Source organism: Natrinema sp. H-ect4 (assembly GCF_041894845.1).
Classification (GTDB): Archaea; Halobacteriota; Halobacteria; order Halobacteriales; family Natrialbaceae; genus Natrinema.
On the sequence record NZ_JBHDYC010000022.1, the window covers coordinates 1 to 17,886 of the forward strand.

Consider the following 17,886-nt stretch of genomic DNA (forward strand, 5'->3'; position numbering starts at 1 on the left):
GGCCAGGCGGAGATGGCGACGGGATGGGGCCCGATGGCGACGGACGCGGTGACGGTCGCGGACCGAACGATGGAATGGGACCGGGTAGAGACGGCAACGGAATGGGGCCGGGTAACGGAATGGGTCCTGACGACGGCATGAGTCCCGGCAGTGATGGCGGACCTGGCGACGGTCCCGGACCTGGCGACGGTCCCGGGCCCGGCGACGGCATGGGACCGGGCAGTCAGATGATGGGTCAGCGACCCCCGTACGAGGGACTGCTTGTCAACGGCCGCCTCCCCTCGGATCCGGCCGTATTCGAAGTCGAAGAGGGCGAGCGCGTTCGGCTGCGGTTCATCAACCCCAGCAGCGCCACGACCTATCGTGTCGGGGTCGGCGGCCACTCGCTGACCGTCACGCACGCCGACGGGCGACCGGTCGAACCCGTCGAGGTGGACTCGTTCGTGATGAGCATGGGCGAGCGCTATGACGCGATCCTCGAGGCCGACGCCCCTGGCGAGTGGGCCATCGTCGCCGAACCCATCGTCGGCGAAGAGGACCCCGCGGAGGCGAGACTGCGGTACGCAGACGCCGCCGCCGACGGCTCTGCCGACCGGCCGCAGTTCGACGGCGACGAACTCGAGTACGCCGATCTCGAGGCGCTCGAGCCGCTGGATATCGACGGGGAGCCGGATCGAACGTTCGACCTCACGCTGTCGGGCGGGATGATGGGCAGCGCCGACGCCGACGCGTGGACCATCGACGGCGAGACGTATCCCGACGCCGACCCGTTCGAGATCAGCGAGGGCGACCACGTCCGCGTGCGGATGGTGAACCGCAGCCCGGCGATCCACCCGATGCACCTCCACGGCCACTTCTTTCAGGTCGGCGACGCGGTCAAGGACACCGTCCTCGTCGCGCCCCGCGGCGATCAGGTGACGTTCGACTTCCTGGCGGACAACCCCGGCGACTGGCTGTTCCACTGTCACAACGTCTATCACCTCGAGCGAGGGATGGCACGCGTGTTCGAATACGAGTGACGGCGGCCGCACGATCGCGCGAGGCGGTCGCCGATCACGTCGACCGATCGGTCGTCGGACGCTCGTCTCGACCGCGACTGATCTACGCTTCCTTGATTCGTTCGATCGCCTCGTCGAAGCGCTCGATGGGCTGTGCACCGACGAGCGTCCCGACAGATTCGGAGTCCGGATCGAAGACGGCGAACGTCGGCGTCCCCCGAACGCCAAACGAGCGTGCTTGCTCGCTATCCGCGTCGATCTCGTCTTCGAGCGCCGACCGTCGATCGTCGAGACACGACTCGAGCGAGTCGGCGTCGACGCCGTCGACCGAGCGCGTGTACTCGAGGAGGTTCTCGGCTGTAGCCCAGCCGGAGTTCTTCTCGCCCTGTTCCTCGAAGATCGCCGCGTGCCAGTCCCAGTACGCCGATGGGTCGGCGTCGCGAACCTGGTCCCACACGCACTTGCCGGCGATCGCGGCCGTCATCGAGTCCGCACCGAAGTACGGCAGCGAGATGAATACGATTCGAAGCTCGCCCGGTTCGACGTACTTTCGAACGAGGTCGGGGAGCGTCTCCCGTTCGAACTGTTCGCAGAACGGACACTGGAAGTCCGTCCAGTAGTAGAGCTCGAGCGATGCATCGGACGCACCCATAATCGGCTTTCCCCGCAATTCGACGCCGAGTTGGGACGTCTCGTCGCTCGAGTGAAACGACGGGGAGAGGTCGTGAGCGGTGTCGTCGGATCGCGTGAGATAGTACGCGCCGCCGACGCCGAGAGTTCCAACGAGACCTGTAACGAGAGCGCGACGAGACGGCTGATCGAGCGACATCGATTGTTCGCGCTCACATTTACGCTACCGGCCCTAAACGGACCCGCCGATTTGCTGGGTCAGCAAAATCGGATCGAGGTCTCGTCCGTTCCGCTCCGATTCGCCCATTCGGTCACTCCCGACGGTCCGACGATGAGCAGTGATCGAACAGCGGAGGCGGTGTCAAGCGCAACGGCTGTTTCGAGCGATCGAATTTGACACTACGAGTCCACGACCTCGAGCGTCCAGTCGCCGTCGGCCTCGACGTTGAGCCAGACGGGGCCGCCCGCCTTGTACGACCGCGAGTTATCGAACTCGCCGGTTCGATGGACGAGTATCTCCCGACTGCCGTCCGCATCGTAGCCGTCGACGATGAACGTGCCGTCACCGTCGTGTGTCGCGACGACCCTGATGCCGCCCTCGGTCCACAGCGGCCCGACGAACGCCGATCCCGTCCCGGTCGCCTCGAACGGGAGGTCCTCGAGTTCATCGCTGTCGACCGTCGGCTGTGAGAGGTCGATTGACCACGCGCCGTCGGCGTCGACCTCGAGTTTGTAGGTGTCGTCGTCCACGGCCATGATCGATTCACCGGTGGCATTCCCGGACGTGGCCAACAGATTCTCGTTGCGTCCGGTACCGTCGGGTTTCGTCACGTCGACGGCGATCTCTCCGCCGTCGTGGGAGACGTTCGCGACGAGGATCCCCTCGTCGAGGTCGAACGTGGGGGAGTTGCCAGATCCGGATCCCTCAAACGTGTGGGACTGGCCGGCCTCGAGAATCGTTCCGCTCGGTCGCTCTCTGTTCTCGGTTTCGTCGGTGCCGTCGGCGCGCTCGAACGTCTCGTCGACGAGATCCGAGGGAGTGATGACGTCGAGGCCGCGGTGCTCGATGTGATCGAGGAGCAGTCCGAAGTCGTCGAGTGACATCCGATTTTCGTTGACACCCACGTCGGCTTCGTCGACGATCCGCGGAACGCGTACCACGGTGAGGTGATTGTACTGATCGGAGAGGTTGGTGTGGCGACGAACACCGGTGTGAAGTGCGGGACCCCAGATGAACGGAATCATGTGCATCTCGGTCGGCGGCACGCTCGTCGTTCCGGCGTTGTACAGGAACGTCGACTCGTGGATCTCTCTCGCGAGGTCGTAGGTCGTTGCATCCATTCGGTCCTCGGGAACGAACAGGTGACGCGATCCGTCCTCGAAGCCCTCGTCTGCGAGCGTGTCTCGAGCAGTTTCGAGGACCTGTCGCTGCTGGTCCTCGGACTGTTCCGGCAGGGGCGTCGACACCTGTGGGAGCGAACAGACGTCCCAGCCGCGGTCTCGGAGGTCGCGTAATTCGGTGCGCCCCATCCGACCGGCAGCTCCGATTTGCTCGGGGCTGACCGGAACCGCCGCGGTCCAGTCGCGCTCCTCGAGCATCTCGGCCGCGATGTCGTAATGCGAACCGTGGCCGCCGTAGAATGCGAGGATTGCGGCACCGTTGGCGGCCGATTTGGTTCGGCGAAGGTCGTCGACCAGCAATTTGGTCGGTCCGCCGTCCGGCCCGTCCGCGATAATATTGAGACCAGTGACGTTCGATAGGTCCGGGTCTTCCCCCGGCTTCTGCTGGTAGCCACAGTCCATTCGGAACCAGCCGTCGTACCCATCGGGGACGATTCGAATACTGGTGAGGCGTTCGCTCCGCGTCGGTGCGAGGAACTCGACGATGATTCGATCGGCGGATTCCGGTTTGACAGCCAGCGAGGTGTCCCAGTCCTCGAAGTCGATTCCGTCGTCGAACCGAATCTCCATGCCGGCCGTCGCCTCGTCGCTTTCGACGACCGCCGCTTGGGATCCGAGTCGCGCCTCGTCGGAAGCGGCCGAGAGTTTGCCAGTTCGGGCGGACCACTCGTCGAAATCCTCGAAGTCAGAGACTACCTGCCCCGTCTCGATAGCGGGCCAGTGCGTGGGGCCGGACGCCATTTCTCCCCTGCCGACTCCGTTGCCATCGTCGTCCGATAGGATGTCCATACAGCCAGCGAGCGTCGTCGATGCGGCACCGAGTGCGGCGAGCATTCGCCGTCGAGACGACCCCTCGTTTGCGTCGCGTTCATGACTCATTGTAGATAGATTACTCGTCGTTACGTTCTCTCTCCGATGGCGTAAACGGAACCGTTGATTTGCTGACCTAGCAAATCGGAGTCGGTAATTTCAGTCATCCCTGCATCGGTGCAGCTAGATGTTCACGCGCGATTCGATGAGCGGGTACCTGACGAACCTCGCTGCAGCGGTCTCGTACCCGTTCGAGACGTGGCGAGGGACGATCGGACTGGTACTCGTGACGGTCGCCACCTACGTTCTTCTGATCCTGAGTACGATGCCGGAGTTCTCGCTCCAGATGCTCGGTGACGGCTTCCACTGGTTCGAGTACGTCCTCGTCTCGCTCACGGAGACGGTCTACCGGACCGACGGCTGGTCGGGGCTCGCGGTCATCCTCCTCTACGCCCTGCTTTCAGGTGTCGCGGTCGTCAACGCCGTTGCGCAACTGCGGATCGTTGGTCTCTCGAGTCTCACCGACCTCTCCGGCGTCGTCCCGGGGCTTCTCGCATCGGGCTGTGCGAGCTGCGGTGCCGGCCTCCTCGGCTTTCTCGGGTTCGCCGGGGGACTGGCAGTACTCCCGTATGACGGCGCGTTGCTTCGCGTCGGCGGGCTCGCCCTCTTGGTGTTCTTCCTCGGACGAGCGGGCCATCCGGAACACTGTGCGATCACGACGGAGGCAACGAAGTGACATCCTCGCCCGCCCTAAAGGGCGGGGCTTCCTACAAGGGAAGCCCTACGTCGGAGGTTTCAGGACTCGAAGGCCGCAAGCGTCGTCTGTCGGGATTGCCGACTCAGCGTGCGGTATCCTGTGGCCGTGTCACAACGGCTCCCATTCCGTGGCGAGTCATCGCGTTCCGGTTTCCAAGGAACGCTCTCTCCCCATGGATCGAAGCGATCGGCGATATTCGCAGCCGCGTTGATATCCGCCTGAAACGTCGAAACGTGACACTCCGCGTTCGTACACTTGAACTCAGCTTGCGATCCCCGGCGGCCGATGTGACCGCACGCGTGGCAGGTCTGGGACGTGTAGCTCGGGTTCACGAACTCGACCGGAATGCCGGCTTCGAGGGCCTTGTCCTCAATCCGGTCTGTGAGTCGGGCAAACGCCCACGAGTGCAAGCGTCGGTTCATGTACTTCCCGTAATCCAGATTCTCGCGGATGTACGTCAGGTCCTCGAGTACGATTACCGGGTCGTCGAAGGAGTCAGCGTACTCGACGGCTTCGTGAGATGCCTTCTCGACGATATCTGTGAGGGCGTTCTGGAAGTAGTCGAAGCGTCCATCCACACGCCACTCGGCGGTGTCACGCTCTTGCAGTCGCTTCAGCGTCGTGTACATCTCCTTACGGAGTGCTCGTGCACGACCGCCATCGTAGATGTACGGTTGGATCGGAGTGTCGTTCTGACAGGCACAGCCCGTCAGCAGTTTGGACTCGCCAATATCGAAGCCAATTCGAGTCGGGTCGTCCGGGGTCTCTGGTTCGGCTACGTCGTACTCGACTGTGACGTGCAGCATCCAACTGGTTCGGTACTGTTGCAGTCGGAACTCGCCAACTGTCGCACTCTCGTCGAGAAGATCGTGCCACAGCGATTCCTGTTCGGGGTTGATCCGAAGCGGAATCCAGAATGCGTTCCCACGTCCTGCCTGCGGAACGCGCCAGCAGAACTCGTACGCACGTTCGTCGGAATGGTCAATTCGAAACCCCCGGTTCGTGAACCGAACCGGATGGTCGTCAGCCAACTCCGACGCGTTGTACGTATCCCGAAGCTTCGGGACGTAGTTCTTGAGCGCGTCCTTAGCGTAGGACGTGAGTGTGTAGGGCGTAACGACGTCGTTGACCGCCGTCTGCGTATCTGCACCACTCTCGAAGGCGTCCGAGAGAGCGCGTCGATAGGTCGCCACGGTACGCTCGAGCCGTTGCTCTTTACCCGTTGTAGGCGGAGCGAGCGTGGCTTCGAGTGTTTTCGTGGCGGTCGCCGTCACGACTACGAGTGCGGGAGCGTAATAGTTAAAATTAACGAAAAACTAACCATGTGTGTAGATGCCCAACCTGAACATCGAAGTAGACCAAGACGAGTACGACCGCCTGAGCGAAATCAAAGACGCGCACGGCCTCACCTGGAAAGGGATGCTTCTCCAAGGTGCGAAATCGTTGGACACCGAGGGGCCGTTGTAGGGCGAGTCGAGACACGAACGAACGCGATTCCTCCCCGTCCCAAGGGACGGGGTTTCCTCGCTACCGCCAGATGACGGCACACGACTTCGCCCGATCGATCCGGTCGGATCGGCGAGCGATGCTGTGGGGAACGGCCGCCGGAATCGGCGTGGTCCTGCTGTTCGGCCTCGTCACCGGTCTCATTCCGAACCCGCTGTACGTTCGGATGGTGCCGCGGACGCCCGTCGACTACCTGTTTCTGCTGTTGACCGCGCTGCTGGCGGGCGTCTACGCGGCACAGCGACTGGCGACCGAAGTGGTCGATCCCGACCTTGAGGGCGACGACGAGAGCGAGGTTGACGGCGCAAGTAGCGAGGATCGCTGGGCGCTCGGCGGTCTCGTCGGCGGATTCCTGGCGGTCGGTTGTCCGATCTGTAACGTCGCCCTGCTCGCCCTGTTCAGTTCGTCCGCGCTCATGACGTACTTCGATCCGTTACGACCGGCCCTCGGTGCGCTCTCCGTGGCGATTCTGGCGGGACTGATCTACGCTCGCCACAGGCGGTCGTGTCCGGCCTGCGAACCGTGATGCGTTCGTCGACGTGGTCCGTGCGCTCGAGGCGTTCTGGTTCGACGCCGTCTGGTTACCGTTGGGAGACGAAACGGACGACGAACGTCCGTCATCACGAGTGCTACCCGAGTGTGGGTACAAGACAGTGACGACGATTTGCTGAGTCGGGGAATCGTGGCCTATTTGGCACTGAACGACGGGGTCTATCGTGTGCAACACGGAGGCTCCTCGGATTCGGCGGAAATCTTCCAGATCCTCGCGGACGAGTACGCACGGAAGATACTCCTCGCCGCGGATCACGGGCCGAAGACCGCGAAAACGCTCAGCGAGGAGTGCAACGCCTCGCTCACGACGATCTATCGGCGAGTGTCGACGCTGCAGGACCACGACCTCATCGAGGAACGGAACACCGTCGATACGGACGGCTCGCATCGAAGCGAGTTCCAAACGTCGCTCGAGGAACTCCACGTCGATATCACCGATGGGCAACTCTCGCTGACGCTGGAAACGCGCGACGAGCTCGCTGACAACTTCACGTCCCTCTGGAGCGATCTCCGGGGTGACGACTGATGGAAGCATCGTTCGTGATCGCCAAACTGTTCACGTTCGTGCTGAGTCTCGGCGTCGCGTATCTGGCGTATCACGGCTATCGTCGCAGCGGTCAGACGCCGATGCTGTACGTCTCCGGTGGATTCGTCTTCATTGGCGCCGGCGCGATCTGCGAGGGGCTCATCTACCACGTGTTCGGGACGACAATCGCGTCCGCCGCCCTCGTGCAGGCGGCCATCGTCTCGAGCGGGATGGTGCTCGTTCTCATTTCGTTGACGAAGTGATCTCGCACCTTCCCGAGCGACATTCGCGCTCTTCGTTCACCCTTGCCGCTGTCCCTTTTTCCGACTCGGGGAATCGTCGTACTGGATTTACGATTCCCACCGAAACGTCGACGTATGAATCGGCGTCTCTGGCTCCGATCGATCGCCGCCTCGAGTGTCGCTACCACAGCGGGCTGTCTGGATTCCCTCTCGAGCAACGAGGGACAGGCAGACGACAGCGACGGTAGTGAACGGGAGCATGCCGACGGAGCGGTTCTCGGCCCACCGGCGCAAGATCTGAGCGAGTCGTCGCATCCGAGCTATGGCGACGACGTTCCGTCGGTCGAACTCCCCAACCCATTGACCGGTGAGACCGTCTCGACGGACCAGTTCGAGAACGACCGGGCCGTTTTGATGACTTTCTTTTATACGTCGTGTCCCGATGGGATGTGTCCCGCGTTGATACTACGGCTCCGCCGTGCACAGGAAGCCGCTGCTGCCAACGGGTACGGTGAGGATGTTCAACTGCTCGCGATGACGTTCGATCCGGAACGTGACACGGAAGACGCGCTTCGAACGTTCGCCGACCAGCAGGGGGTCGATCTCGAGGCCGGGAACTGGGACTTCCTCAGACCGGAGCGGTACGAAACGGCGAAGGAGATCTTGACCGACCGGATCGGGTTGCCGCTCAAGAAGGTGGATGCCGAGAAGTACGATTCGCTCGAGTATCAGTTCCCCCACTATAATTTGGTCTTGCTCGCGAACGAAGACGGGATCGTCGAGCGAGCGTATCCCCGGGGGGCAACGGTCGAGATCTCACGGGTAGTCGCCGATCTCGAAACGGTGGTGAAAGCGTAAGATGCGCAGGCGAGATATCCTCGCCGGAGTCGGCAGTCTGGGTACGATCGGTGGCGCAGGGGCGCTGGCGATACGCGGTCCACCGTCGTTCGGAGATGGAACAGACGAAACCCAAAACGGGAATTCGGATAGGACGGGATCTCCGGACACCGAACCGCTCACGATCGAGACGATCGATGCGCCGGGAAGCGAAGCCGGCGAGGTCCGTGTTCCGGCGTCCGACCGACCGACGTTCATCGATTTCTTCGGTACGTGGTGTCCGCCGTGTATCGAACAGATGCCCGCACTTGCGGTGGCGAACGATCGCATCGGTGACGACGTGCTGTTCATCTCGATTACGAGCGAAGCGATCGGCAGATCAGTGACGAAAGCGGAACTGGTCGACTGGTGGGAGAAACACGACGGGAACTGGTCACTCGGTCTCGATCCGACTGCGGAACTGACTGCACGGTATCTTGCGGGCGGCTATCCCTCCGCCGTCGCGATCGATACGTCCGGACGCGTTCAGTGGTCGGACACCGGCGTCAAAACGGCGGACGAACTCGTGGCGGGGATCGAACAGGCGCTCGAGGCAGGGACGGACGCGTGATCGACGTATCGCACCTGTCGACGGTCGTCTTTGCGCTCACTGCCGGCGTCGCGACCTTCTTTAGCCCCTGTGCGTATCCGTTGTTGCCGGGATACGTCGGGTTCTACGTCAGCCGAACGGACGGCGACGACGCGTCACTCGGTGGGGCAACGATCCGGGGAATCGCTGCAGGCAGTGGCGTTCTTGGAACGCTCGCGGCCCTCATCGGGGTGACGTTCGTGATCGGCCAGCAGACGCTATCGAATCTGACGATCTTCGAGTCGCTCGTCGGCGGACTGCTGGTGGTCTTCGGCGCGCTCGTTCTCGCCGGTCGCGCCCCCTCGCTGTCGATTCCGCTTCCGGAGCGGCGCTCGAGCGTCTTCGGATTCGGGCTCTTCGGCGCGGGCTACGCGCTCGCCGGGGCCGGTTGCGTCGCGCCCGTCTTCCTCGCGGTCGTCGCCCGCTCGCTGTCGCTGCCGACCGAGGCGGCGGCGCTCGTCCTGCTGACCTACGTCGGTAGCATAGTCGCCCTGATGATTGCGGTGACGGTCGCGACCGGAATGGGGCTGGTCGCGAGCGCGGGTCGGTTCGCGGCCTATTCGGAGCACCTGAAGCGACTCGCCGGAGGCCTGATGATCGTGGCAGGGGTTGGACAGCTCTATCTGGCACTCGTTGTCTATTAGCAGTAATAATAGTACGATTTCTTCATTCAGAATAGCTCGTGTAACTCACGGTAAGTACAGGGTGAGCAGTTACCGAGAGCCACCAACCATCATAGATTATAATTGCCTACTTTAATCCACGATTCAATTATAAACGGGGCCGGCAAATTGAGCCCATAATGAGGAATCTAACGACGAGTACACGAGCCAGTCCAGCCACTGAAATTGTAGATAGAGTGGCTGAAATGGAGGAACAGGACCCGCTGGACTTGCCACCTCTATATGATAGTATTGACCCTGATGCATTAGACCGTCTTGCTGAATCAAGTAAAATTCAGTTTGAATATATTGGATATAATATAACTGTAGATAACAGCACTATCACGGTCGATCAGTAAGCAGGCGCGTTCTATCGGCTGATTCGGGATCGAGGAGAAAATAACACGGTCCCCCTATGCTGACTGTAACCTCTGTATTGGTCGAAGCTTCGTGCAAGATACGCGCTGTGGGCCTTGTTTAGACGGTCGAATCGGATCAGTTTGAGGGTTGTGTCACTCGTGTTGCTGTACTCGTATCTCCGCAGGAGTGCTCATTTTCTAGGAACTGAAGCGGGACGGATGTGGTGTGCAAACCAAGACCGCCCGCTTCGCAGAGACGGTTGTATCGCTCTCTCAAAAAGCCGTTGCTGGTGAGCCAGCTCCGGCATACCGGCCCGGGAAAGAGGGGTATGCCGACTGGGTAATTCTCGCCGTTCAGGGGTTCAAAGAGTACCTCGGCCACGATTACAGGAAGTTGACGGATGTGTTACGAGAGATGCCGAGAGTAGCAAAATCGCTCAATTTGACGAGTGAAACGCTACCACACTTTTCGACCGTCTGTGCGCGAAAGCAAGCGATCTCGATGAAGCGATGGCGAGCGATCCTTGACGCGTCGGTCGAACTGTACAAACTGGGAGATGTCCAAGCAATCGACGCAACCGGCGTGGATCGTGTCCAAGCCAGCCAGCACTATGCGAAACGAACAGATTACACGTTTGAGGCGGTGAAGACCACGCTCCTCATCGATTGTGAAACGAGCGCGATCATCGATATACACTGCTCGATGAAACAACCGCACGATACCCAAGTCGGATGGCAGGTGTTGGTGCGGAATCTCGACGATCTGACAGCTGTGGCGGCAGATAAAGGATACGACTGGGAAGTTCTTCGGACGAGGTTGCGTGCTGAAAGTGTCACACCACTGATTCCGCAACGCGGCCCAGGCTTCCGAGGATGGGCGAGAAACTTACTCATCCACGATCGGGAGTATAACCAGCGTTCGAATGCTGAATCCGTGTTTTTCGGATTGTGACAGCGATACGGTGAGACGCTGTGGGCGAGAACATGGTTCGGTCAATTCCGCGAACTTGTCATGAAATCAGCGGTGCGAAACATCGAACGCGCAATCGAGGGGGCAAACCGATAAATTCAGGCGAATAAACAAGGCCCAGAGAGTGCATTCGGCAGCTGGTGGGAATACGTTGCGCATCCTGAGACGAACGAACCATCATTTTATCCACATTCTAACCGTAGTTGGTACTATGATCTCACGAATTCTCGTTCCGATAGACGGCTCGGAAATGGCCCAACATGCGCTTGAGTACGCCCTTGAGAACCATCCCGACGCGGAGATTACCGTCCTACATGTCGTGGGTGAACCGTCACTGTGGGGAGGAGCAGCCACGTCGCTTGCTCTTGAAGAGGATGTTGAAGAGGCCGCAGAGGAGCGCGCAGAGGACATATTCGATGGCGCCAAGAAACTTGCCGCCGAGTACGATGTCGAGATCACCACCGAGGTTCAACTGGGCCATCCGGCTCGGGCGATTGTGAACAGCGCCGACGATTTCGATGCGGTCGTCATCGGGAGCCACGGCGGCTCGTTAGTGGATCGACTGGTCGTCGGGAACGTCGCCCAGAAAGTGTTCCGCAACTCGCCCGTCCCCGTGATCGTCGCTCGGTGAGTCGCTGCGACTGAGACCGATGGACGGACGTGGTGTTCTCTTAGGCGAGGAGTGAAAACAAGCCATAGGATCCCACGACCGCCATCGTCGGCGTGATGACCCAGAGCGCCACGATACGCGCCGTGGCTGCGGGGTCAAACAGACTTTCGGCGGACAGTTCCTCCGGGTCTTTCTCGCCAATGCTAGACACACGATCCCCGGATGCGTGCTGCCTGTCCGGGTGAGGAGACTCGCCTTCAGCGAGTTCGCCCACAGTCGGGCCCGCAGTGACCCCCTTGTCGTCCTCAACTGGCGGGAGTTTGAGTGCACCAGTCGTAAACGTTGGAGCGGATTCATCGGCAGGGGACTGTGTGACTATTTCTGCGAGCGTCCGCGCTCGGCTTGCACGGCCCCACCCGAGCCCAATGATGCAACTGGTCGTACTCACGGCGAGGCTGGCTGGAATTCCGAGCCACGAGAGGACGGTGATAATCGTCGCACCCACGGTCGAAACGATGAGCGCTGCCAGAATCGGCATGTCAGTAACATCGTTGCCAACGGTCGCCAGCGTCCGCCGGGCAATCGTGAAGCCGCCCACACTGATGGCCCCGACCGCGAGGAGAATCGCCGGGCTGGGGTTGAGGGAACCGTTGCCGACGAGCGGGGCGACCGCGTTCGCCGCGTTCGAGGCTCCGGCGCTGAACCCCATGTAGCAGGCAATTGCCACCACAAGCGCTGACCCGATCAGATCCCGAGGTGCCACGTTATCGTTGACCGATAGCTGTGGGAGCCTCCCCTGGGTATCGATTGCGATCAACGGGTTCGTGAGGCGACCAAATTCGAATTTGGCGTCGAGATGCGGGTACAGATATCTGCCAATAAACGCACCTGTGAAGACGGCGATCAGGGGGGCGACAATCCATGCTGACAGGATGGTAAACATCAGGGCAGTGTTGAGCGTCCCCGTTGCCAATCCGAGTCCGACGATTGCTGCGACGGCTGTCATTGAGGTTGACGCCGGGACACCGTAGAGGTTCGAGATCAGGAGCGCGAGCCCGGTGAAAAAGAGGACGCCAACGCTCGCTGCGGGTGTAAAGGCTGCTGCATCGACGATTTCGGTACTCATCGTCGTGATGACCTTCCGCCCGATCGTCCACGCTCCGAGGAACGCGAACACGGTAAACAGTGCTCCGGCGGTAACTTTTCTAACGGCCCGGCTGCCGACCGCCGGACCAAAGGCAACTCCGGTTGATGACCCGCCGATATTGTACCCGACGAACACTGCTACCAGAAACCCCAAGAGAATCAGTAATTCTGCCACGTGTCTGGGTTTGGTTCGCACGCGAAAAAATAGTGACGTTTCACTGCTGAACCGCCGGCTACAACCGAGAGACGAAGTAAAACGACGATTTAGCACTTCACAACTGAAGCCCCACTAGTCTCTACTGATTCGTCTCCACACGGGTTGTCCAAAGATCAGTGACTGATATGCACTGTGTATGTAGCAGTGTCATTTCGATCTACTCAGTGTCTGTCAGTCCCGGTGTGACCGATACAGAGCATGGATGCAGCACGACCAACAAGCGCCAGAGGCAATCTCGTTTGAATACCCTGTCGTGAACCCGGGCAACCCACTCTGTAACATTGTCGAACTCGACGAAGCGACCCAGCAGGCGATCGAGAAACGACGAGAGGAAAACAACTAACTCAAAAATGATCGACGAACAGACCGTACAGCACCGGAGTCAATGAGGACCGCTTGATCCGGATTGTGAGAAGTAACGTGAAACAATATCCCGATATGAGACGATCATCACTTGGCGCAGGCTGTTAGTACTATCCGAGATTGTCCCGCCGCGATTTCGCAGAGGCGGCGACCACTACCCCTGCAACAAGTTCATCACTTCATCAGCGACATCGGGTTCGACGGCAACAACATACCGGAAGCCGGCCTTCAGTGTGGTGTCCGGACGGGCGATCCGGTTGCCGTCCTCGTCGGAGACGATCATCGTTCCAGTGGGGAACTGTACGTCGGTGAGTTGCTTCCCGGCGGCCGGGGCGCCTTCGGCGACCCGGACGAGCATAATATCGAGGGACCCCGTCACGTCCGCCAGCGTCTGGACACTACTGCCGACGATCTCGTTGGCGGCCATCCGGGCGCCAGCCCGTTCGGGGAAGATGACCGCATCGACAAACCGAGTGTAGTCCTCGCTGGCCGCACGGTCGATGCGGGCTACCGTCCGAACCTCCGGCGCCAACTCCGAGGCGGCCAAACAGACCGCGAGGTTCAGTCCGGTCTCTCCCGTGAGTGCCGCGATCACGTCGGCCTGCTCGATACCTGCCTGTTCGATGATTCCGGGATTGGTCGCATCGCCACTGATGACCGTCGCCATCCACTCGTCAGCGATCTCCGAGACGGTCCCCTCGTCGCGTTCGATGATGGTCACGTCGTGACCGCGGTCAACGAGCAACTTGGCTGTCTGGGACCCAACCCGCCCGCACCCCGCGATGATCACGTCAAGGTCACTGGTCATGTGTTCAGTCTTCAGCCTCCGATGTCATTTTGCTGTCGGTACCCGGGTTGCGTTCCGGCTGCGACCTCACTCGGTTGAGCGAGACGTAGGCGACCCCGCCGAGCAGGACCCAGCCCACGCTGAGTCCCAACGCCAGCAGATCCGTTCGGATCAGAAACTCCACGAGCACCCCGGTAAGCAGCAGGTTGAGCGCGATCCCGATCAGCGGCGGGGCGGGATAGAATGGCATCTCAAAGGGCCGGTTCATGTCGGGTCGCTCCCGGCGGAGTCTGATCACGGCGACGTTGACGACGATAAACGACAGCAGGAAAAACAGGCTCGCCATGCTCCCGGCGCTCTTTGTCGGCAGCGCGACCGACCCGAGCATCACCACCGCACTGGCGAGGATGGCGACAAACGGCGTCCCGTAGCGGTGGTGGAGCTGGCCGAACGATGGCAGTAGCTGTCCTTCCCGTCCCATCGAGAAGGCCACCCGTGAGGAGGCGATGACGACTGCGTTGAGTGCGGTCAGCGTCGAGAACACCGCAGCGAAGACGATGAGTGCGCCGCCGTTTTGAATGATCGGGAGCCCGGTCGGCATGAACGATGTTGCCGCCGCAGCGATACCGGCCTCGCCGGCCGCAGCCAGCCCCTGCGCCCCAAGGGTTCCGACTGCGACGCCCACGACCGCGAGGTAGACGATTACCGTTGCGATGAGACTGACGAATATCGCCTTGGGGACGTTCTCGCGGGGGTTCTTGACCTCTTCGGTGACGGTCGTGATGAGGTCGTAGCCCTCGAAGGCGATGAACGTTAGCCCCATCGCTGGCAGGATCGTTGCTGGTCCTCCACCTTGAGGAAACAGGGGTTGGAACTCGGCACTCGAGAACATTGGCGACGCGAGCCCAAAGCCGACGAACACGACCAGGATACTCACCTTGATGATGGTAAACACCGTCTCGACACTCCCGCTGGCGGCCGTGGAGACAGCGTTGAGGGCCACCAGCCCGAGCACCGCAACGAACGCCAGCAGAAACGCCGCCGGCACCGTCGCGTCGATGCCTGGCAGCGCGAGTGCGCCCACTTGGTCGGGTGGGGCCACGACCCCGTACACATGGAGCAACTCCAAGAAGTTCGGCGCAAACCCCAGTGCGTACAGCCCCCCGGCGATCATGTAGGCAAACCAGAGCATCCACCCCATAATGAAGGAGGAGAAGTCGTCGAATATTTCTCGTACGAAGGCGTACCCACCGCCGCTTTTGGGAATCGATGCAGCAAGCTCGGCGTAGGTGAGCGCCGTGAACGCGGTCACGACGCCGTTGAGGGCGAAGACGACGATTGCGGCCGGCCCGGCGATTTCAGCCGCAAGCCCCGTCAGCACGAAGATACCGGCCCCGATCATCGCCCCCATCCCGATCATCGTCGCGGCTAGGAGTCCGAGTTCGGCGTTCGGGGAGCGGTTCTTGCTACTCATAGCGTCCGGTTCAGTGGGTGTCTTAGTGGGTGGGGGACAGTCGGGAACGCCGTTCTTTGATCGGGAAGCCAGTCATATCATTTTACTGCCCGGGGGAAGGCTCTCGCTGCATGGGAGCGTAACTCCATTTAATCCCGTGTTATCATTAGCATGTCTACAAGGCCGAAGGAGGGGCTGTGTCCCTTTTAAACCCGTGTCAATGGATGTCAGGTAGTGCCATATGAACTCACCAGTAAACCCGAGTCCACCGTACCGGTGCTCGCTGTCTACATCTACCGCATACCACGCCCGCCCTCATTTACCATAATTCCAACATAAGTGTCCGCATTATAATGGCGTTCTCAGAGGCCTTCGATTTGATGAATTCACGCTTTCGGGCTTGTTTAGATGCGTGAGATTAGTGGTGTTAGAGCCTCACGGCTTGCTCGATGTTTCTGACGGCGGCCTTTAGCACGAGTTCTCTGAACTGTCCAAACCACGTTCTCGCCCGCAACGTCTCGCCGAACCGATGTTTCAATGCGAAGAAGATCGCTTCGACGATCGAGCGACGGTGATAGACGTTCTCGTCGTGGCGAGCGTTGTGCGCTTTGTCAAGTCCATAGAACTCACGATGTTTGATTACCGGGCGGATGCCAGCATCTCTGAGTTCGTGCCGGAGCGCGTCCCAGTCGTAGCTTTTGTCGGCTGTGATCGTGGTTAACTGTGCCAGATTTCTCGTGAGTACCTGCCGTCCAACGTGGGTGTCATGGGGCTGTTTCATCGAGCAATGAATGACGAGGATTACGCTCGTATCGCAATCGACGAGTGCTGTCGTCTTGATATCGTCAAAATTGTATCCGACACGGAGAACGTAGTGACGGCTTGCTTGGTGGCGTTTGAACCCAGTTGCGTCGATTGCCTGAACGTCGCCGAGTTCGTGGAGTGAGACAGACAACCGAAGCAACACCCGCCAAATCCGCATTTTGAGATCTTGTTTCCGCGTACAGACGGTCGTGAAATCCGGCAGCTGATCCACTGTAAGACCGAGTTTGGCGACGATTCCGGGCATTTCGTACAAAATATCGAGCAACCGGCGGTAGGGTTGGTTCAGATACTCTCTGAGACAGTGAATCGAGACGATCACCCAGTCAGCGTAGCCGCCGTCACCCTTCTCGATCGCCGATGCTGGCTCGCCTATGACAGCGTTCTGGGATAAATCGACGCATCGGTCGGTAAACCGGGCGAGTTGAGACGGCATACTCGTCGCTTCCTCACTCAACTCCACATAATCCCGGTCGAGATACCAATTGACCGGCGTCTAAACACGGCCCGCGCCCTGTATTCAGCACGACGCTACGAACCTTACTCGAACCTGATAGAACGCTCGCTGATCAATAAGCACCTGTACTTACCGGATCAAGTGATCCAGTTTCGGGGACCGTTTTGCATAACAAATCCGTATTACCAACTACTGTTAGAAGAACAGCGCTGGCACGGAGTTGCGGAAGATGTTGAGCGAGATAACGAACAGGAGTCCGACGACGAACCAGTTGAACGCACGCTCGTCGAACTCGAGGCGTCGGAGATACGTCCCCAGTAGCAGGCCGACGATCGTGACGACGGCAATCATCGACCCGAGCCAGAGCCGGTAGGTCGTCAGGAGATCGGTGAACAGCGCCATCTGTACGATACGAACCGTGAATATCGTTCCGAGAACCATCGCCAACCCGCCGATGTATCGCTCGGCGTCCCGCTCGAAGGTGTGAAAGTACGCCGGGAGCAACGGCCCGAGATTCGCGAAAGCGAGCAGAAAGCCCTGGGAAAACCCGGCCGTGCCGAGTGCGATGGGATGGTGTGCTTCCTCGACCGTCACAAAGTTCTGCACGACCTGAAAGACGACGTATCCGAGGAGAACGAGACCGATAGCGAAGGGGACGAGCGGTCCGGCGCTGTACGTCGCCAGCGCTGCGACGCCGATGACGGTCCCGATAACGGCGAGCAACAGGAGCGACCACTCTTCGCGAACGAACGACCGCCCCGTTCCGGTTTCCGCGATCTGGAACATATTGAGCATCCACGGGGGAATCGCCAGGACGACGACGGCGACGGTCGGATCGACTACCGTCGCGAAGATCGGTGTCATGATGAGCGAGTAGCCAAAGCCGGTCATCCCCTTGACAATGCCAGCGACGATCGCGACCAGGCTCAGTACGGCGAGCAATCCAACTGAAAGTTCGGACTGAACACCCTGTCCGACGTTCTCGAAACCCGGGAAGAAGACGATCGAGGCGACGAGGACGGTTAGCGTCGCGCCGACCATCGTCACCTCGCGGTACTGGAACTCGAAGAGATTCGTGACGAACTGTTCGACGTCGACTGTAGATTCGGGAGCACTCATACTAGTTCGAAGGCGCATCTCGACCGCTCGAAAT

At 60.3% G+C, this 17,886-nt stretch carries 19 protein-coding genes and 1 pseudogene; 12 read left to right on the forward strand and 8 right to left on the reverse strand.

The annotated features are described in order from the left end of the window. Positions 1-119 precede the first annotated feature (119 nt). Positions 120-1,019 carry a multicopper oxidase family protein gene (locus tag ACEWFR_RS20500; RefSeq protein ID WP_374062795.1) on the forward strand — a complete coding sequence of 300 codons (900 nt, stop codon included), beginning with the start codon at positions 120-122 and terminating at the stop codon, positions 1,017-1,019. Positions 1,020-1,101: 82 nt separating this feature from the next. On the opposite strand, the gene ACEWFR_RS20505 is transcribed toward ACEWFR_RS20500, so the two are convergent. Then, entirely contained in the window at positions 1,102-1,827 is a 726-nt protein-coding gene (locus ACEWFR_RS20505) for a DsbA family protein (protein WP_374062796.1), read from the reverse strand. Positions 1,828-2,027: 200 nt separating this feature from the next. After that, positions 2,028-3,908: a polysaccharide deacetylase gene (locus ACEWFR_RS20510; protein ID WP_374062797.1), complete on the reverse strand. Its 1,881-nt coding sequence runs from the start codon at positions 3,906-3,908 to the stop codon at positions 2,028-2,030. A 118-nt stretch (positions 3,909-4,026) separates the two neighbouring features. Here ACEWFR_RS20510 and ACEWFR_RS20515 point away from each other — a divergent pair, with 118 nt between their 5' ends. After that, a complete protein-coding gene (locus ACEWFR_RS20515) occupies positions 4,027-4,575 on the forward strand; it encodes a hypothetical protein (RefSeq protein WP_374062798.1) in 549 nt (182 codons plus the stop codon). Between the two features lie 59 nt (positions 4,576-4,634). Here the strand turns inward: ACEWFR_RS20515 and ACEWFR_RS20520 are convergent, their stop codons facing one another. Then, entirely contained in the window at positions 4,635-5,870 is a 1,236-nt protein-coding gene (locus tag ACEWFR_RS20520; protein ID WP_374062799.1) for an RNA-guided endonuclease TnpB family protein, read from the reverse strand. 58 nt (positions 5,871-5,928) lie between these two features. Between ACEWFR_RS20520 and ACEWFR_RS20525 the strand changes: the two genes are divergently transcribed. The 10 genes and pseudogenes from ACEWFR_RS20525 (at position 5,929) to ACEWFR_RS20570 (ending at position 11,509) form a co-directional block, all read left to right on the forward strand. Next, complete coding sequence (locus tag ACEWFR_RS20525) at positions 5,929-6,063, forward strand: hypothetical protein (RefSeq protein ID WP_374062800.1); 135 nt, start codon at positions 5,929-5,931, stop codon at positions 6,061-6,063. 70 nt (positions 6,064-6,133) lie between these two features. Next, a complete protein-coding gene (locus tag ACEWFR_RS20530; RefSeq protein ID WP_374062801.1) occupies positions 6,134-6,628 on the forward strand; it encodes a hypothetical protein in 495 nt (164 codons plus the stop codon). A gap of 192 nt (positions 6,629-6,820) precedes the next feature. Beyond that, the gene (locus tag ACEWFR_RS20535; protein ID WP_098728274.1) at positions 6,821-7,180 is read left to right on the forward strand and encodes a helix-turn-helix domain-containing protein; all 360 of its coding nucleotides are present in this window, start codon (positions 6,821-6,823) and stop codon (positions 7,178-7,180) included. Continuing rightward, positions 7,180-7,443, forward strand: coding sequence for a hypothetical protein (locus ACEWFR_RS20540; protein WP_006111121.1), 264 nt, complete (start codon positions 7,180-7,182; stop codon positions 7,441-7,443). Before ACEWFR_RS20535 ends, ACEWFR_RS20540 begins: the two co-directional genes overlap by 1 nt. Before the next feature lie 114 nt (positions 7,444-7,557). Next, a complete protein-coding gene (locus ACEWFR_RS20545) occupies positions 7,558-8,280 on the forward strand; it encodes an SCO family protein (RefSeq protein WP_374062802.1) in 723 nt (240 codons plus the stop codon). Between the two features lies 1 nt (position 8,281). After that, the gene (locus ACEWFR_RS20550; protein ID WP_374062803.1) at positions 8,282-8,869 is read left to right on the forward strand and encodes a TlpA family protein disulfide reductase; all 588 of its coding nucleotides are present in this window, start codon (positions 8,282-8,284) and stop codon (positions 8,867-8,869) included. After that, a complete protein-coding gene (locus ACEWFR_RS20555; protein WP_374062804.1) occupies positions 8,866-9,531 on the forward strand; it encodes a cytochrome c biogenesis protein CcdA in 666 nt (221 codons plus the stop codon). Before ACEWFR_RS20550 ends, ACEWFR_RS20555 begins: the two co-directional genes overlap by 4 nt. Positions 9,532-9,689: 158 nt before the next feature. Beyond that, a complete protein-coding gene (locus tag ACEWFR_RS20560) occupies positions 9,690-9,908 on the forward strand; it encodes a HalOD1 output domain-containing protein (protein WP_374062805.1) in 219 nt (72 codons plus the stop codon). Positions 9,909-10,113: 205 nt separating this feature from the next. Then, a pseudogene (locus ACEWFR_RS20565) lies at positions 10,114-10,974 on the forward strand (IS5 family transposase). A gap of 115 nt (positions 10,975-11,089) precedes the next feature. Next, the gene (locus ACEWFR_RS20570; protein ID WP_374062806.1) at positions 11,090-11,509 is read left to right on the forward strand and encodes a universal stress protein; all 420 of its coding nucleotides are present in this window, start codon (positions 11,090-11,092) and stop codon (positions 11,507-11,509) included. A gap of 40 nt (positions 11,510-11,549) precedes the next feature. Here ACEWFR_RS20570 and ACEWFR_RS20575 read toward each other — a convergent pair whose 3' ends face one another. The 5 genes from ACEWFR_RS20575 to ACEWFR_RS20595 form a co-directional block, all read right to left on the reverse strand. After that, positions 11,550-12,809, reverse strand: a complete 1,260-nt coding sequence (locus ACEWFR_RS20575) for an anion permease (RefSeq protein ID WP_374062807.1) — start codon at positions 12,807-12,809, stop codon at positions 11,550-11,552. 559 nt (positions 12,810-13,368) lie between these two features. Next, positions 13,369-14,022 (reverse strand): TrkA family potassium uptake protein, encoded by a 654-nt coding sequence (locus ACEWFR_RS20580; protein ID WP_374062808.1) that lies wholly within the window; start codon positions 14,020-14,022, stop codon positions 13,369-13,371. 4 nt (positions 14,023-14,026) lie between these two features. After that, entirely contained in the window at positions 14,027-15,475 is a 1,449-nt protein-coding gene (locus ACEWFR_RS20585; protein WP_374062809.1) for an APC family permease, read from the reverse strand. Positions 15,476-15,881: 406 nt separating this feature from the next. Further along, positions 15,882-16,712 (reverse strand): IS5 family transposase, encoded by an 831-nt coding sequence (locus ACEWFR_RS20590; protein WP_374062810.1) that lies wholly within the window; start codon positions 16,710-16,712, stop codon positions 15,882-15,884. Positions 16,713-16,928: 216 nt separating this feature from the next. Continuing rightward, positions 16,929-17,852 carry a sulfite exporter TauE/SafE family protein gene (locus ACEWFR_RS20595; protein ID WP_098728088.1) on the reverse strand — a complete coding sequence of 308 codons (924 nt, stop codon included), beginning with the start codon at positions 17,850-17,852 and terminating at the stop codon, positions 16,929-16,931. Between the last annotated feature and the right edge of the window lie 34 nt (positions 17,853-17,886).

Coding starts and splice junctions, on each gene's coding strand:
- ACEWFR_RS20525 (WP_374062800.1), top strand. CDS start 5,929: ATGCCCAACCTGAACATCGAAGTAGACCAAGACGAGTACGACCGCCTG.
- ACEWFR_RS20550 (WP_374062803.1), top strand. CDS start 8,282: ATGCGCAGGCGAGATATCCTCGCCGGAGTCGGCAGTCTGGGTACGATC.
- ACEWFR_RS20570 (WP_374062806.1), top strand. CDS start 11,090: ATGATCTCACGAATTCTCGTTCCGATAGACGGCTCGGAAATGGCCCAA.
- ACEWFR_RS20585 (WP_374062809.1), bottom strand. CDS start 15,475: ATGAGTAGCAAGAACCGCTCCCCGAACGCCGAACTCGGACTCCTAGCC.
- ACEWFR_RS20560 (WP_374062805.1), top strand. CDS start 9,690: ATGAGGAATCTAACGACGAGTACACGAGCCAGTCCAGCCACTGAAATT.
- ACEWFR_RS20595 (WP_098728088.1), bottom strand. CDS start 17,852: ATGAGTGCTCCCGAATCTACAGTCGACGTCGAACAGTTCGTCACGAAT.
- ACEWFR_RS20540 (WP_006111121.1), top strand. CDS start 7,180: ATGGAAGCATCGTTCGTGATCGCCAAACTGTTCACGTTCGTGCTGAGT.
- ACEWFR_RS20510 (WP_374062797.1), bottom strand. CDS start 3,908: ATGAGTCATGAACGCGACGCAAACGAGGGGTCGTCTCGACGGCGAATG.
- ACEWFR_RS20545 (WP_374062802.1), top strand. CDS start 7,558: ATGAATCGGCGTCTCTGGCTCCGATCGATCGCCGCCTCGAGTGTCGCT.
- ACEWFR_RS20590 (WP_374062810.1), bottom strand. CDS start 16,712: ATGCCGTCTCAACTCGCCCGGTTTACCGACCGATGCGTCGATTTATCC.
- ACEWFR_RS20515 (WP_374062798.1), top strand. CDS start 4,027: ATGTTCACGCGCGATTCGATGAGCGGGTACCTGACGAACCTCGCTGCA.
- ACEWFR_RS20505 (WP_374062796.1), bottom strand. CDS start 1,827: ATGTCGCTCGATCAGCCGTCTCGTCGCGCTCTCGTTACAGGTCTCGTT.
- ACEWFR_RS20580 (WP_374062808.1), bottom strand. CDS start 14,022: ATGACCAGTGACCTTGACGTGATCATCGCGGGGTGCGGGCGGGTTGGG.
- ACEWFR_RS20530 (WP_374062801.1), top strand. CDS start 6,134: ATGACGGCACACGACTTCGCCCGATCGATCCGGTCGGATCGGCGAGCG.
- ACEWFR_RS20500 (WP_374062795.1), top strand. CDS start 120: ATGGGTCCTGACGACGGCATGAGTCCCGGCAGTGATGGCGGACCTGGC.